10 protein-coding genes are annotated in these 15,617 nt (G+C 41.6%); 6 read left to right on the forward strand and 4 right to left on the reverse strand.

Annotated features, from left to right (window positions below):
• Window positions 1-16: 16 nt before the first annotated feature.
• The gene (locus GJB62_RS14630; RefSeq protein ID WP_114086090.1) at window positions 17-1,204 is read right to left on the reverse strand and encodes an anion transporter; all 1,188 of its coding nucleotides are present in this window, start codon (window positions 1,202-1,204) and stop codon (window positions 17-19) included.
• Window positions 1,205-1,708: 504 nt separating this feature from the next.
• Here GJB62_RS14630 and GJB62_RS14635 point away from each other — a divergent pair.
• Window positions 1,709-2,539, forward strand: coding sequence for a peptidoglycan-binding domain-containing protein (locus GJB62_RS14635; RefSeq protein ID WP_114086089.1), 831 nt, complete (start codon window positions 1,709-1,711; stop codon window positions 2,537-2,539).
• Here the strand turns inward: GJB62_RS14635 and GJB62_RS38015 are convergent.
• On the reverse strand, window positions 2,516-2,638 hold the full coding sequence (locus GJB62_RS38015; RefSeq protein ID WP_280885725.1) for a hypothetical protein: 123 nt from the start codon (window positions 2,636-2,638) through the stop codon (window positions 2,516-2,518). The two genes, GJB62_RS14635 and GJB62_RS38015, sit on opposite strands and share 24 nt — an antisense overlap.
• A 313-nt stretch (window positions 2,639-2,951) precedes the next feature.
• On the opposite strand from GJB62_RS38015, the gene GJB62_RS14640 reads away from it, so the two are divergent.
• Both GJB62_RS14640 and GJB62_RS14645 read left to right on the forward strand, forming a co-directional pair.
• Complete coding sequence (locus tag GJB62_RS14640) at window positions 2,952-4,139, forward strand: TRC40/GET3/ArsA family transport-energizing ATPase (protein ID WP_012411082.1); 1,188 nt, start codon at window positions 2,952-2,954, stop codon at window positions 4,137-4,139.
• Window positions 4,140-4,393: 254 nt separating this feature from the next.
• Window positions 4,394-7,702: a GAF domain-containing protein gene (locus GJB62_RS14645; RefSeq protein WP_114086088.1), complete on the forward strand. Its 3,309-nt coding sequence runs from the start codon at window positions 4,394-4,396 to the stop codon at window positions 7,700-7,702.
• 199 nt (window positions 7,703-7,901) lie between these two features.
• Here the strand turns inward: GJB62_RS14645 and GJB62_RS14650 are convergent, their stop codons facing one another.
• Window positions 7,902-8,885, reverse strand: coding sequence for a CHAD domain-containing protein (locus tag GJB62_RS14650; RefSeq protein ID WP_114086087.1), 984 nt, complete (start codon window positions 8,883-8,885; stop codon window positions 7,902-7,904).
• A 281-nt stretch (window positions 8,886-9,166) separates the two neighbouring features.
• On the opposite strand from GJB62_RS14650, the gene GJB62_RS14655 reads away from it, so the two are divergent.
• Entirely contained in the window at window positions 9,167-10,234 is a 1,068-nt protein-coding gene (locus tag GJB62_RS14655; RefSeq protein WP_114086086.1) for a DUF3616 domain-containing protein, read from the forward strand.
• 184 nt (window positions 10,235-10,418) lie between these two features.
• Here GJB62_RS14655 and GJB62_RS14660 read toward each other — a convergent pair whose 3' ends face one another.
• A complete protein-coding gene (locus GJB62_RS14660) occupies window positions 10,419-10,823 on the reverse strand; it encodes an NIL domain-containing protein (protein WP_012411079.1) in 405 nt (134 codons plus the stop codon).
• Window positions 10,824-11,243: 420 nt separating this feature from the next.
• On the opposite strand from GJB62_RS14660, the gene GJB62_RS14665 reads away from it, so the two are divergent.
• Both GJB62_RS14665 and GJB62_RS14670 read left to right on the forward strand, forming a co-directional pair.
• Entirely contained in the window at window positions 11,244-14,192 is a 2,949-nt protein-coding gene (locus tag GJB62_RS14665) for a response regulator (RefSeq protein WP_245246171.1), read from the forward strand.
• 94 nt (window positions 14,193-14,286) lie between these two features.
• Window positions 14,287-15,477 carry an RNA-guided endonuclease TnpB family protein gene (locus GJB62_RS14670; RefSeq protein ID WP_114086085.1) on the forward strand — a complete coding sequence of 397 codons (1,191 nt, stop codon included), beginning with the start codon at window positions 14,287-14,289 and terminating at the stop codon, window positions 15,475-15,477.
• Window positions 15,478-15,617: the final 140 nt, after the last annotated feature.

Genomic DNA, 15,617 nt, shown 5'->3' on the forward strand with positions numbered 1-15,617 from the left:
ATTTTCATTGATGATTTTAAGCAAGCCAAAAATAGGTAAGCATCAAAGTGATAGCAGTTAGCGGTAGCCCAAATCGCAAATGTTCCCCAAAAGTGAGTCGATATCCCTGTTTGGCAACAGCCTCCGCCACAATCAAGTTTGCCACTGAACCCAGCAGGGTGAGATTTCCTGCTAGTGTTGAAGCCGCCGCTAGTAGTAGCCAAGTGCGGGTGTCGGGATGGGGAATTAGGTGATGTAGTAGCAGTACAGCCGGTACATTCGACACTAAATTTGATAGCAACGCTGTTATCCCTAAAATGCTCAAGGGATTGTCAACAAAACGAGAAAGCCATTCTAAAGAACCAAGTTTTTGCACACCCTCAGTAAGGATGAACAGTCCACAAAACATTAATAGCAAATCCCAGTCTACCTTTTGTAAAATTCGCTCAGGCTTGAGGCGGCGCGTTACCAGTAATAGTGCGGCAGCAATTAAGGTAACTTCGGCAGTAGGAATTCCAATTAAAAATGCTACTAGTAATCCGGTGGTAATCAATAGACTTTTAATTAACAGTGGCTTGAAGATGTGATAACGCGGAGGTTTTACTTTTAAGTAAGGACGAAGCGATCGCACCTCTGGATATAACCACCACAATAAACCTACCTGAATCGTCAAACAAATCAACGCAAGTGGTGTTAAGGCTTTCGCAAAGTCTAGATAACTAATGCCAGAAAAGGAACCGATCAAGATATTTTGAGGATTACCGCTCAAGGTGGCAACAGAACCGAGATTAGTTGCACCTGCTAGCGCCAGCAAATAGGGAATAGGTTTAAGCTTGAGCAATTGGGTAATACCAACTACTAAAGGTGTCAAAATTAGAGCAATCGTATCATTGAGAAAAAGTGCTGAGAGGATGCCACTGCCAAAAGTTAACACCACCAGTAACCCAAATGGGCTGTGGATGCGGCGGATTGTATAATCAAGGGCAAGCTGAAAAAAACCAGAGGCGGCGAGATTGGCGCTGATTATCATCATGCCAAATAGAAAAATTAGTGTTTTGTAGTCGATCGCACCCCACGCCGCAGGCAAATCTAGCACTCCCAATGCCATTAAGAAGGCAGCACCAACAATGGCGATCGTCGCCCGATTCATCCGCAGTCCGGGCAAGTATCCTAATCCTAGCCCGATGTAGGTGATAAGAATCACAAGATATCGCAAAACTACCATTGCTCATTCCCTAAACATAGCAAGCCCCGATTTAGAGCTTACCGGATAGGCTGTAGATTTAGTTTCGCCCATGAAAAGCAGAAGAAAATTAAGGCAAGAGTTGCGATCGCAGCCATAGTCAAAAAGCTAGCGTTGTAATGATGGGATAGTAACGGTGGCAATTGAACTGATGGACATTAACACAGCAGCAATAATAATTAGCGATCGCTTCTGGGCTATGCAACTTTAAGTGCAAAAAGCTTACCAATTCAAAGGATCAATACTGGAAAGGTGTTTAGCAATTTTTTGCTTCACATTTCACTGTTTGAGGTTTTTTAGGGGCGCATATCTGTACGCCCTTACCACGTAGTATCATCATCAATAGTTGAGAATAAGTGATCGCTCACCAAGACTTAAAACCACTTTTCTTTTTCCAGGTGTTTAGTTACTTACGCCGAACCTCTTCTAGAAAAGCAACTTGGTGTGACACATCGCTTAACTTTTGGAACGCCTTGCAAATAACATATGTTAGATTTATTTATCTCTACTTACTTAATTTTTGTAAAACCAGATACATTAAATGGTAGTTTAGTAGCAAAGGAATCGAAGAGCATGGCCATTAGTAGCCCTGAAGTAATCCGTCACATTTTGATCGGGTTGGGATATTTAGCTCCTGAGATTGATCCGAAGCCGGATCTCACTAAATTTGCTCCCTGGAAGCGCAATAACAATTCATTGACAGACGATCTTACTGAAGAAGCGATTAAAAAGTTTCAGAAGCAGTACTCAAAAAAACTTGTGGTAAATGGTAACGCTGATGCTGAGACTCGGACTGTAATGGAAGAGACAGTCAAAGGGCTTCAAAATAGATTGAAGTTTCACGGTTTTGCAACCCCTGCCGAAATTCCTCCAGACAAGCCTTTTTATGGACCAGCCACTTATACAGCAGTCAAGAAATTTCAGAAATCTCAGGGTTTAACTGAAAATGGTATTGCCACTTTTGAACAGCGTCAAATTCTACAGCAGCCTAACTTAACAGATAAGCCTCCAACTCCGCCACAATCACAACTCAAGCTGATAGATTTGTGCTTCCAGTTCAAAAAGAATCCTCAAAATCCTTCTTACATTGCAGCGTTAAATAACTTACAACAAAACCTACCCAAGGACGTTTTACACAAAGTTACTAACAAATGGAGAGGGACAAATGACCAAAATCCTGAGATTGTCAAGCTGACGAATTTGTTCACTTATTATGACGACAACAATCAAAACCATCGTGATGCACTAAATCACTTACAAAGTCAGATTACCCCAGCTATCTCTCAAGCATTTTTAAGTCTCTGGAATAAAAAGTAAACCAAGCGATCGCTCTTGGAGAACTTCCAAAGCCTCTAGTAGCTTTTGTGGTGAGACTAAGAGGTTGTTTGAAAAGTGTTTTGCCGTGACTTTAGGCACTTTGATATCTCTCCTAACCCACTTTTTTAAGGGGGATTTAGGAGAATCTAAAACTTTTGATACCGACAAGATGACTTTTCAAACATCCTCTCAAGTGGATATGGATATTTGCGATCGCAGTTCTAAAAACGAAACTGGCTGATAATTACAGCGATTTTCAGGTAAATAGACCATACGCTAGGGGCGCAAGGCTTTTGCCGCGATCGCGCCCTAGATTTAGACGCTGTTAATGCCTGGAGACAACATTTATTTTCCTTAAACAGTCGATAATGTAAATAAATGTAAAAAATTCTCAGGCAGGATAGAAGCATCTATGCGTGTAATTTTAATGACTGGTAAAGGCGGCGTGGGCAAAACTTCCGTCGCTGCTGCAACTGGACTCCGTTGTGCAGAACTAGGCTATCAGACATTGGTTTTAAGTACAGATCCGGCTCATTCCCTAGCTGATAGTTTTGACATAGAACTAGGACACGCACCCCAAAAAATTCGCCCAAATCTGTGGGGTGCAGAACTAGATGCGCTGCAAGAACTAGAGGGAAACTGGGGTGCTGTAAAACGCTACATTACCCAAGTTTTACAAGCGAGGGGTTTAGACGGCGTGCAGGCGGAAGAATTGGCGATTTTGCCAGGCATGGATGAGATTTTTGGTTTGGTAAGGATGAAACGCCATTACGATGAAGGTGAGTTTGATGTATTAATTATCGACTCAGCCCCCACTGGTACTGCACTGCGCTTGCTGAGTCTACCTGAAGTCGGTGGTTGGTATATGCGCCGTTTTTACAAACCATTTCAAAACATCTCGGTAGCACTTCGCCCTCTGGTTGAACCTTTTTTCAGACCAATTGCTGGTTTTTCGCTACCCGATAAAGAGGTAATGGATGCACCTTATGAGTTTTATGAACAAATTGAAGCTCTAGAAAAAGTATTAACAGACAATACCCAAACCTCAGTACGTCTAGTCACCAATCCTGAAAAGATGGTGATTAAAGAGTCTCTGCGTGCCCATGCTTATCTGAGTTTGTATAATGTTGCAACAGATTTAGTAGTGGCTAATCGGATTATTCCAAGCGTTGTCCAAGATCCCTTTTTCCAACGTTGGAAGGAAAGTCAGGAACAATATCGCCAGGAAATTCATGATAATTTCCACCCTCTACCTGTGAAAGAAGTTCCCCTATTTTCTGAAGAAATGTGTGGATTAGCTGCATTGGAACGCCTCAAGGAAACTCTTTATAAAGATGAAGATCCGACTCAGGTTTATTACAAAGAAACTACTCTTAGAGTCGTCCAAGAGGAAAACCAATACAGCTTAGAAATTTATCTACCTGGTATTCCTAAAGACCAAGTTCAACTAAGTAAAACCGGAGACGAATTAAACATTACTATTGGCAACCATCGTCGTAACTTAGTTTTGCCACAAGCCTTAGCAGCACTACAACCAGGAGGGGCAAAGATGGAAGATGACTATCTAAAAATCCGCTTTGCTGACAACACCAGAGTTTAATTTTGTTGAATGTTTATCTGTCAACAAAAAGTTAGAACTAACAAGCAATAACTCTATCTTAATAGCTAGTACAGACGCAATTTTTTAGCGTCTTTTTTTATAATTTTTTGATGAATTTTTACATAAGATAAAAATATTTTCACTAGTAATTAGACCGTAGTTTTACTGAAGACAAATTGATGAAATAAATTTCACAATGTTGTTAGAATTACTAATTTCATTTTGCAAACTACTAATTTATTTTTCTATAAGCAATGACCTCCAATCCTGAACAAAATTTTTTATATAGCCAGGAAGAAAGTTTACTACGCCGGATTACAAACCGTATCCGACGAAGCTTGGAGTTAGAAGAAATTATCACAGTGACAACGGCAGAGGTGCGATCGCTATTAAAAACTGACCGAGTGATGATTTACAAATTTCATGCCGATGGTAGTGGTCAGGTCATTGCTGAGTCAATTTACAATAATCGTTTACCGTCATTACTAGGGCTGAATTTCCCAGCAGACGATATTCCACTCAGTGCCCGTGAGCTATTTATAAAATTACGGGTGCGTTCTGTTGTGAATGTTGATACTCAAGAAATTGGTCAAATTCACTTACGTGACTTGGATAATGGAGAAACTGTCTCAGAGCAGATCCGTTACCGTTCTGTAGACTCCTGCCATATTGAATATTTGACGGCAATGGGGGTAAAATCCTCTGTGGTAGCGCCTATTCTCTATCAAGATCAACTCTGGGGACTACTGGTTTCTCATAATTCGGAAGCGCGTTTGATTTCAGAATATGAACTAGAAGCAGTGCAGATGGTGGTAGAACAACTCTCTGTAGCGATCGCTCAAAGTAGTCTGCTCACTCAAGTCCGCAAAACAGCCGAACAAGAAACTATCATTAACCGCATTGCTACTCTGCTGCATTCACTACCGACCATTGTATTACAACCAGCTTTAGAAGCGGCTGTTACTGCCTTTAATGGTGTTGGTGGCAGGCTTTGCATTAGAAATGAAGCTTTTGATTTCAACAATGGCAACATGGCCAGCTTAACAGAATGCTTAATACCAGGAAACACTTGTATCAAGCTTTTTATCTGTGGACAGCAACCTGTGATGCCAGAACAAACTATATATCCACTAATAGAGCAGTATGGTATCTGGCAAGAACACTATAAGTCTGGTAACTATGATGTTTGGGCAATTTCAGATTTATATAATAGTCCTGAGTTGCGAAGTTTACAAATTGCTTTTCAACCAACTAAAATTCGCGGCATATTAACAATCCCACTCCAGTATCGTCAGCAGTTACTGGGCTACTTAAGTATTTTCCGCAATGAAATAGATACAGAGACTTTATGGGCAGGACAGTATGACAGCGATCAAAGACAACTGTACCCCCGGCGATCATTTGAGGTTTGGCGCGAATCTAAAAAAGCGCAAGCTCAAAAATGGACGAATGAAGAGATTGAACTGGCTAGAAATCTAGGTAAACACTTTGCTTCAGCAATTCAGCAATATGAATTACAGCAACAAGTACAAGTCTTCAATGAAAATTTGGAAAAGCAAGTTAAAAGACGCACAGTTGAGTTAAAACGGTCATCGGAACAAGAACAAGCTGTGTTTAAGGTTATTGCCGAGATTCGAGAATCTCTAGACACAGATACTATTTTTCAAACCACGACTAAAGAGGTTTGTCAATTAATCAAAGCCGATCGCGTTTCTGTTTATCGTTTCGATTCTAATTGGGGTGGTGAATTTGTCGGGGATTTCGAGGCTGCTAGTCCATATTGGTCGAATGAGTCAGAGATAGGTATTAATACAGTATGGAATGACACCTACTTACAAGATACAGAGGGAGGACGCTACCGCAAGAATGAAACATTTGCAGTTGATGACATCTACAAGATGGGATTCGCTAAGTGCCATATCGACAATCTAGAGCAGTTTCAAATTCACGCTTTTGTGCTTGCTCCGATCTTTGTTGGGCAAAAACTTTGGGGTTTGCTGGCAACTTATCAACATACTGGCCCTCGACAATGGAAAGCCTCTGAAGTTAACTTTCTCAGTCAGATTGCGGCCCAAATGGGTGTAGCGCTCCAGCAAGCTGAATTACTCACTCAGACACGACAACAGACGTTAAATTTACAACAAGCAGCAGAACAACAACGGGTATTGTTTGAAGTTGTCGCCAAAGTTAGGGAATCTCTCGATCTAGATGCGATTTTTCAGACAACCACCCAAGAAATCTGTAAATCACTACAAGCGGATCGAGTTGCAGTCTTTCAATTTCAGGCTGATTGGAGTGGTGAATATATTGCCGAGTTTGTGAGCGATCGCTGGGTAAAACTAGTAGGTTATGATACTAAGACAGTTTGGCAAGATAGCTATTTGCAGGAAACCCAAGGTGGCCGATATCGTCACAATGAAACCTTTGCAGTGGATGATATTTATCAAGTTGGACATTCTCAATGCCATATTTTAGTTCTAGAGCAGATTCAAGCAAGGGCTTATGCGATCGCACCTATATTTATTGGTCAGCAACTATGGGGCTTGTTAGCGGCTTATCAAAACTCTGCACCCCGCCATTGGGAAGCCTCAGAAATTAAGTTTATTGCTCAAATTGCCAATCAGCTTGGGGTTGCACTCCAACAAGCCCAATTACATAATCAAACCAAAGAGCAGACAGAAAAGCTGACTCAAGCTCTGCATGATTTAAAGCAAACTCAAACCCAACTGATCCAAACTGAGAAAATGTCCTCATTAGGTCAACTGGTAGCTGGTGTTGCTCACGAAATTAATAACCCCGTCAACTTCATTTATGGCAACATCAATCATGTCAACGATTACGCCCAAGATTTGCTGAGTATACTAGAACTCTATTTACAAAATACCCCGAACCCCAGCCCTGAGATTCGCGATCGCACCTTCGAGATAGACTTAGAATTTCTCATCGAAGATTTGCCGAAAACTCTATCTTCCATGAAAATTGGGGTTGATCGCATCCGTCAGATTGTCTTGGGTTTACGGAATTTCTCTCGCCTTGATGAGGCAGAAATGAAACCGGTTGATATTCACGAGGGCATTGATAGCACTTTGCTAATTTTGCAACATCGTTTGAAAGCAAAACCAGAAAGCCCGGCTATTACATTAGTCAAAGAATACAGTGAGCTTCCCTTAGTAGAATGCTATGCCGGGCCACTGAATCAAGTATTTATGAATGTTTTAAGCAATGCGATCGATGCTCTTGAAGATTACAGGGAATCTCCATCAAAACTTCATAGCGGTCAAATTACTATTCGTACTGCTATCGGAGAGCTTGAAGGCAATATCAAAAGCGTAATAATTCGCATTGCAGATAATGGCTCAGGAATACCCGAAGCTTTGAAAGCAAGAATCTGTGACCCATTTTTCACTACTAAACCAGTGGGAAAAGGCACTGGTTTGGGGTTATCAATAAGTTATCAAATTGTCGTGGATAAACACGGTGGTGTGTTGAAATGTGATTCTCAGCCGGGGTTAGGTACAGAATTTTGGATTGAAATTCCGGTGAGCCAAATTACCAAATCTTAAAGAAAATTAACTTCCATAGTAAAGCTGAAATCAGTTGAAGGAACCAGAAGAAATCATTCTTTGATGAGAAATACAGCAGTACTGTAGGGGCAATTCATGTAGACACAAAGCGGCTACTCTTACGAGAATGCTTTCAGCGAACCCGCAGGGTATTGCCCCTAACGCGTGTAGTTTTGCGTAAGTCCGAAAAGAGCAACTTTTAATTTATTACCCCTGAAAGTGGGTGTAATATTGTTAAATGAAAACTATGCCTAGTTTCAACTTTCAAATACCGTTCTTGTAAGGGTTGCCACTGCTGCCACGACTGATAACGATTTTCAGTTAACAAACTAGCAAGAGTAGGCAACTCAGTCTTAATTTCTGATTTAAATACCTTGCCAAGCCAGTCAGTTAAGACCGCACTATCTTGCATCGTACCCAAAATTTCTTGGATATTTTTCACTTCTGTCATATAAGCTCCGTAAGACTCACCATATAAGTCTGTAAATAGCTCCATCTGGTAGCGTATACGTTTAGCTTCTTTTCGCAAACTATGCAGAATTTCGCCTTGTGTTGTTAATTGTTCTTCTATCTTTTCTGGTTCCCAATTCTTCTGAATTTTTACCTCTGCTTCCACAAGTTGAGTACCAACTAGCCAACCTGGATGTAGTAAAAAGTTACTCACTTCTGGTAGAAGTAAATCTGGTAGTACTTGTTGGATAGTAATAGATGCCAATGGTTGATAACTTGGTTTATCTAACCACTTATCTAATGCCTCTTTTAAAGACTTGTAAGATTCATCTTTTAACGTTTTCTGTACACTTGATAGTACATCTTCACGTTGTTTAGCTAAAGCGTTGAAAGCTGTTTGTAAAGATTCTTGTTCTTTGTGGGGTAAGTTTGGTTTGTAATTGGTTTCTAAACTTTCTTTAAGTACGTCTAAATCTCGCAGATTACCAAGACGACGGGCTATTTTACCAATATTTTTATCGCTGATTGGTTTTGGTACATCTATTGCTAGTCCAAACCTAGTTACAGCCGTGCGTAAACGACGCATTCCTACTCGCATTTGATGAAGCGCTTCTGGATCTTCATCTTTCTTTACTGATTTTTCCCACTTCAAGGTTTTCTTAAAGTGTTTTTGAATCGCTTGGTAGGCGTAGTCCCCTAGAGTTTTTACCGTGGTTTGTGTGGCTAATTTCATAATTGAGCTTAATTACTACCTCATGAGGTTATTGCATAATAACATTAGTTAAAAATTTATATCTAGTTTTAATATATTTTTTATTCAATGAAGTTGTTACGCTTTTTATTACTATTGATAGTTGCATAATATTAATAGTAATATACGCTATCTACCAAAGGTCTAAAAAGCCGATTCACTTTTGCGATTTAATATGTACAATAGCTGATCATATTTTTTTACATGAATAATTTATTATGATAGCATAATTAACCTTTTTGCAATCATCAGGATGATTTAGAATGTCAAACTCACATTTACTGAATCAAGTTATCTTGACTTTTATAGATAATTTTAAAGAACATAGAGAAGATTTATCAGCATTGTTGCTAACACATCAGAAGTATTTATGGTTAGGGTCAGATGAAACTTCAACTATTGAGCGTCTGTCTTTAGTTGATACTGATAAATTTACAGACCATCAACAATTTCGGGTAGCAGAATTTATCAATCTACCTGCACCAGAAAATGAAGAAATAGATATAGAGGGACTTGCTTACACTGATGATTATCTATGGTTTGTTGGTTCTCATAGTTACAAACGTAAAAAGCCGAAACCTGATAAGACTGATGCACAAAACTTGAAACGGCTGGCAAAAATTGAATCAGAGCCTAACCGTTACGTATTAGGCCGGATTCCTCTAATAAACGGTAGCTTATTCTCATCTTACCCGCATCCCCAAAATCCAGATATGCAGTTGAATGCCGCTAAACTAGAGGTAACGGAACAGGGTAATTTGCTGATGACAGCTTTGGCAGACGACCCTCATTTAGGCTTGTTTATCAAGGCATCAATTCCAGGAAAAGATAATGGCTTTGATATTGAAGGAATAGGCGTTTATCAAAACCGGATTTTTTTGGGTTTGCGTGGCCCTGTATTGCGGGGTTGGGCTATGGTGCTAGAAATTGAGTTAGAAGATTCTAGCGCTGGAATTCTAAAACTGCGGCAAATTGGGGAAGCAAAAGAATTATATAAAAAGCATTTTGTCTGGTTGAATGGTTTGGGAATTCGGGATTTGTGTGTAGATGGCAAAGATTTGTTGATTTTAGCTGGCCCAACGATGGATTTAGATGGGCCTGTGCAAATTTATCGTTGGGTTAATGGCGTGAATCTGCGAGAAAATATCTTTAGCAATCCAGATTTTGTCCAGGATATTCCTTATGGAAATCGGGAAGATCATGCTGAGGGAATGGCGCTGTTTCAGGATGTGGCTGGTATACCTTCGCTATTGGTAGTTTATGACTCTCCAGCAAAAAGTAGGCTGGTGGGTGATGGTAGTGTAATAGCGGATGTGTTTAAGATGGAATAAAGATGAAGTCAGAAGTCAGAATTCAGGAGTCAGAATCAAGACGCTCGTTCCTCTCTACGAGACGCTGCGCTATCCGCTTTTTCGTACAGAATTCATTCTGTTAGCGGATAGCTAAGGTTTAGCCCATTCTGACTCATGACTCCTGAATTCTGTTCGATAAAGATGAATTTTGGTTTTTAGATTGTTAAAGGTTAGTGGAGATAGCTTGTACGGGACAAGTGGGGATACATTGTTCGCAGACGATGCAACGCGATCGCGTGAATGTCAGTTTGTATGTCTCTGGGTGGAGAGTGAGGGCTTCGGTAGGACAAACCCCGGTACACAAGCCACAATGGACACAGACATCCTCATCGATCGCAATTTCGCCTAAAGTATAAGAAACGTTAACATGGCGCGATCGCATCCACTCGATGGCAGCATCTAGTTGATCGATATCCCCCGCTAGTTCCACTACTAGTTTGCCAATTTGATTTGGGGCAACTTGGGCACGGATAATATTAGCAGCGACGTTGAATTCTTTGGCCAGTACATAAGTGACTGGCATTTGCACGGCGCGTTTCGGGAAGGTTAGTGTTACTCGTTTTTTCACAGGTTTAGCAGAGGGTTTTTTCTGTTGTAGCGTATTGGAAGTTTTATGACTCGAAAGATTTAGACGATGTAGGTAGTAGGGAATGATGTGGTTTAATTATTTAAAAAGCACCATAAGAAGGAGTCAGAAGACAGAATTCAGAATTCAGAATATCCCAGCAGTCAAGTCAGGGGTTTCAGTAAGGAAAGAATTTTTTCTTCTCCACGATAGCGACGCGGAAAGCGAGTCTTGCCTACGGCACGCTCCGCGAACGAGCGTCTTAAAATCGGGGGTTTTAAACCTCGATTCTCCATCCAGTCGTACAGAATCCAGAATGGATTCTGGCTCCTGAATTCTGAATTCTTCTTCGATAATTTTTTCCCAATTTAAGTTTATGAGTTGTTATTTGTTGTATCCATTTTAACTTGGAAAGCTTTTAACATGAAAATATTAGTTGTAGAAGATGATGAGTTAAATGCACATACACTGACCAACCTTTTAACTAACCAGAACTATGCGGTTGAAGTTGCTACTGATGGCGATGCCGCTTGGGATTTTATTCAAGCTTACGATTATGATTTAATTCTCCTGGATGTAGTTTTGCCCAAGCTGGATGGCATTAGTCTTTGTCGTAAAATTCGGTCTAATGGTCTGCAAATGCCGATATTGTTGATGACAGGGCGCGATAGTAGTCATGAGAAAGCGATCGGCTTAGATGCAGGTGCAGACGATTATTTAGTTAAACCTTTTGATATAGAAGAGTTAGTTGCTCGTGTGAGGGCGCTGTTGCGTCGCCCAGCCGTAACCTCGCAACCTGTTCTGGTGTCTGGAAAGTTGCGGCTAGACCCTAGTAGCTGTGAAGCGATTTATGCTGGAAATCTGCTCCCGCTTACCCCAAAAGAGTTTGCTCTGTTAGAACTATTCTTGCGAAATAGTCGTCGGGTGTTTAGCTGTGGCATGATTTTAGAACATCTTTGGTCTTATGAAGATACTCCCCAAGAAGAAGCTGTTCGCACTCATATCAAAGGGTTACGACACAAACTTAAAGCTGTAGGAGCGCCCGGTGATTTGGTTGAAACAGTTTATGGTATTGGCTATCGTCTGAAACCACTGGAAGAGGATAAGCACGGGGATACAGGGGCAGAGGGGCAGGGGAGTAGGGGAGCAGAGGGGCAGGGGAGCAGGGGAGCAGAGGAGCAGGGGAGCAGAGGGGAAGTAGATAGGGTAAAATCGCCGGTACCCAATCTCAAATCACAGCAGCAAGCGCTAATGGCAGTTGCAGAAATTTGGCAACGATTTCAAGGGCGGGTGGAGCAGCAGGTGAGGGTGCTAGAGCAAGCGATCGCAACTTTAAATCAAAATAATAGTTTAAATCCCGAATTACTCTCCCTTGCAACCAAAGAAGCCCATACCTTGGCAGGGTCTTTAGGGACTTTTGGCTTGCCTCTTGGCTCAAAATTGGCCCGCAATATCGAACTGCTGCTGAGTTCTGGTCAAACCTTGAGTAAATCTGAGATTGGCAACCTCCAAAGTTGGGTAAATTTATTGCGTCGAGAAATAGAGGGAAACGATGCAGGGGCAATATCTGTATCACCAATCCCGCAATTAGAAACAGTGACGCAACCACTGCAAAATCATTCCGATGCAGAAACTAAAATATTGGTTGTGGACGACGATCCGCAAATTCAGGCATTGTTGCAAACCTTACTTAGCCCTTGGGGACTCAGAGCGATCGCTCTTGAAAATCCGCTTCAGTTTTGGGAAACTTTAGAAGTAGTTGCCCCAGATATGCTGATTTTAGATGTGGAATTGCCTTATATCAATGGGATAGAGCTTTGTCGATTGGTACGCAACGATTCACACTGGAGTGAGTTACCCATCTTATTCCTCACTGTTCATAGCGATGCCGAGATGGTAAATCAGGTGTTTAGCGTTGGTGCTGATGACTTTGTAAGCAAGCCCATTGTCGGGCCAGAACTTGTAACTCGGATCGTCAATCGCTTAGAACGAATGAAATTACGGCAGCGTGTGACGCAGGGGGGTAGAGGGGCAGGGGGGCAGGGGAGCAGAGGGGCAGGGGAGCAGGGGAGCAGAGGGGCAGGGGGAGCAGGGGAAGCAGGGGGAGTAAATTTATCCTCATCTTTGCCATCTTCCTCTCACCAAGCTATCAATGAATTAGAGTTGAGGGTAGCAGAACGAACCGCCGAGTTAATAAGTGTGAATCAGCAGTTGCAGTCACAACTTGATGAACGTCAGCGAACGCAGGAAGAATTACGGTTTTCTCAAGCCCGATTTGCCCGAATTTTAGATATTGCTGATGATGCAATTATTTCTATCAACGGGTTTCACAATATCACCTTGTTTAATCAAGGAGCAGAGAAGATTTTTGGCTACTCTGCCCAGGAAGTGATTGGCCAAGGTCTTGATTTACTCTTACCGCAGCGCTTTTTCCAAGCACATCGTCAACACGTAGCTGACTTTGGGCAATCTCCCAATGTTGCCCGGCGGATGGGAGAACGGCGTGAAATTTATGGTCGCCGAAAGGATGGAAGTGAGTTTCCAGCAGAAGCTTCTATCTCTAAAATAGATATGGGTAATGAAATATTTTATACGGTCATCTTACGAGATGTCACAGAGCGCAAGCAAATCGAACGGATGAAGGATGAGTTTGTCTCTGTTGTGAGTCATGAACTCCGCACACCTTTAACTTCGATTTACGGCTCTCTCGGAATGCTAGCCAGTGGTTTGCTGCCGACAGACTCAGAGCAGGGAAAACGTCTGTTGCAAATTGCTGCTGATAGCACCGAACGCCTAGTACGTTTAATCAACGACATCCTAGACATTGAGCGGATTGAGTCGGGTAAGGCGAAAATGGAATCAGAAATCTGCAATATCGTTGATTTGATTACTCAAACGGTAAATGTCATCCAGCCTTTGGCTGACAAAGCCGGAGTGACACTATCCATTTCTGCTCTATCCGCTCAAGTATTGGCAGATTGCGATCGCATTGTCCAAACCTTAACTAACCTACTGAGTAACGCCATTAAATTTTCATCTGCTGGATCTACGGTTTGGTTGGGGGTGCAACAAGAAGGCGATGAAGTTTTGTTGACAGTCAAAGACACCGGACGCGGCATCCCAACTGACAAACTTGAGAGTATATTTGAGCGCTTTCAACAAGTTGACTCTTCAGATTCGCGTAACCATGATGGTACTGGTTTAGGTTTGGCAATTTGTAAAAGCATTATGCAACAGCACGGCGGACGCATCTGGGCTGAAAGTACATTGGGGGAAGGTAGCACTTTTTACGTAGCTCTGCCGTTGTTTGGGACTTTACGACCCGTGAAGCGTAAAGCCCCCGTCATTCATGCGGGGGATATAAGCGAATAGCTGAATTTATTCAGCCGTCAAGAAAAGATACAAGATTTTCAACATCTCTAATATCTTATACCAGTCGTGATAGTATAAGACAGGAGGTAAAGAGATGCTAGTTTTTGAGTTCAAAGCTTATGGAAAGTCAGCGCAACTAGTCGCAATAGATGATGCAATTCGGACTGCAAAGTTCATCCGTAATAGTTGTATTCGGCTATGGATGGACGTTAAAGGCACAGGTAAAAACGACTTGCAAAAATATTGTGCTGTACTTGCAGCTAATTTTCCCTTTGCTAATGAACTTAATTCAATGGCTAGACAGGCTAGTGCTGAAAGGGCATGGTCTTCTATCTCTCGGTTTTATGAAAACTGCAAGAAAGGTATTCCAGGTTTAAAGGGGTATCCCCAGTTCCAAAAAGATTGTCGCTCTGTTGAGTACAAATCATCAGGATGGAAGCTTGCAGATAATCGTAAATCAATAACTTTCACTGACAAAAAAGGTATTGGAAAGTTAAAACTCAAAGGTACTCGTGATTTGCACTTCTACCAAATTAACCAGATTAAACGGGTGAGATTGGTAAAACGCGCAGATGGCGTATATGCTCAATTTTGCATTGATGTAGAACGTTCTGAAAACATAGAACCAACTGGTAACACAGTTGGTTTAGACGTTGGACTTAAGGAATACTACACCGATTCAGATGGAACAATGGTTGAAAACCCAAAGTTTCTGCTAAGGAGTGAAAAAGTTCTCAAGCGTTCACAACGTCGAGTCTCCAGAAAAGTAAAAGGTTCAAAAAATAGAGGCAAGGCAAGACAGATTTTAGGCAAACGCCACCTCAAAATAAGTAGGCAACGTAAAGACCATGCTGTGAAGTTAGCACGGTGCGTAGTTCAGTCTAACGACTTGATAGCCTATGAAAATTTGAGTATTAAAAACATGGTGAAAAATCACTGTTTAGCCAAGTCTATTAATGACGCATCTTGGTATCAGTTTCGTGTCTGGATTGAGTACTTTGGAAAGGTATTTAAACGTGTCACGGTTGCGGTTAATCCGCAATATACAAGCCTTGAATGCTCTAGCTGCGGTGAAGTTGTCAAGAAAACACTATCTACTAGAACGCACGTTTGTAGGTGTGGTTGTGTGATGGATCGTGATGAAAATGCAGCTAGAAATATCCTTAGTCGAGGATTGGGTACGGTAGGGCATATCGGAACCTCTGCGCTAGACGCAGGCAACGCTTGCGGAGATGAAACCTCTACTCTTGTTGGTGAAAACCTGCAAGAGCAAGTTATGTCTTAGATTCAAGAATCCCCGTCGATTTATCGCGGGGAGTGTCAAAAAACTCTTCCAATATCCCTGTAATTTATCGAACAGAATTCAAGAGTCAGGAGTCAGAATTCAGAATGAATTCTGTACGACTGGCGGATGAATAATCGGCG

The organism is Nostoc sp. ATCC 53789 (assembly GCF_009873495.1).
GTDB lineage: Bacteria > Cyanobacteriota > Cyanobacteriia > Cyanobacteriales > Nostocaceae > Nostoc > Nostoc muscorum_A.

Excerpts from the sequence above, each read along its gene's own strand:
- GJB62_RS14630 (WP_114086090.1), bottom strand. The coding sequence starts at position 1,204 with ATGGTAGTTTTGCGATATCTTGTGATTCTTATCACCTACATCGGGCTA.
- GJB62_RS14635 (WP_114086089.1), top strand. The coding sequence starts at position 1,709 with ATGTTAGATTTATTTATCTCTACTTACTTAATTTTTGTAAAACCAGAT.
- GJB62_RS14640 (WP_012411082.1), top strand. The coding sequence starts at position 2,952 with ATGCGTGTAATTTTAATGACTGGTAAAGGCGGCGTGGGCAAAACTTCC.
- GJB62_RS14645 (WP_114086088.1), top strand. The coding sequence starts at position 4,394 with ATGACCTCCAATCCTGAACAAAATTTTTTATATAGCCAGGAAGAAAGT.
- GJB62_RS14650 (WP_114086087.1), bottom strand. The coding sequence starts at position 8,885 with ATGAAATTAGCCACACAAACCACGGTAAAAACTCTAGGGGACTACGCC.
- GJB62_RS14655 (WP_114086086.1), top strand. The coding sequence starts at position 9,167 with ATGTCAAACTCACATTTACTGAATCAAGTTATCTTGACTTTTATAGAT.
- GJB62_RS14665 (WP_245246171.1), top strand. The coding sequence starts at position 11,244 with ATGAAAATATTAGTTGTAGAAGATGATGAGTTAAATGCACATACACTG.
- GJB62_RS14670 (WP_114086085.1), top strand. The coding sequence starts at position 14,287 with ATGCTAGTTTTTGAGTTCAAAGCTTATGGAAAGTCAGCGCAACTAGTC.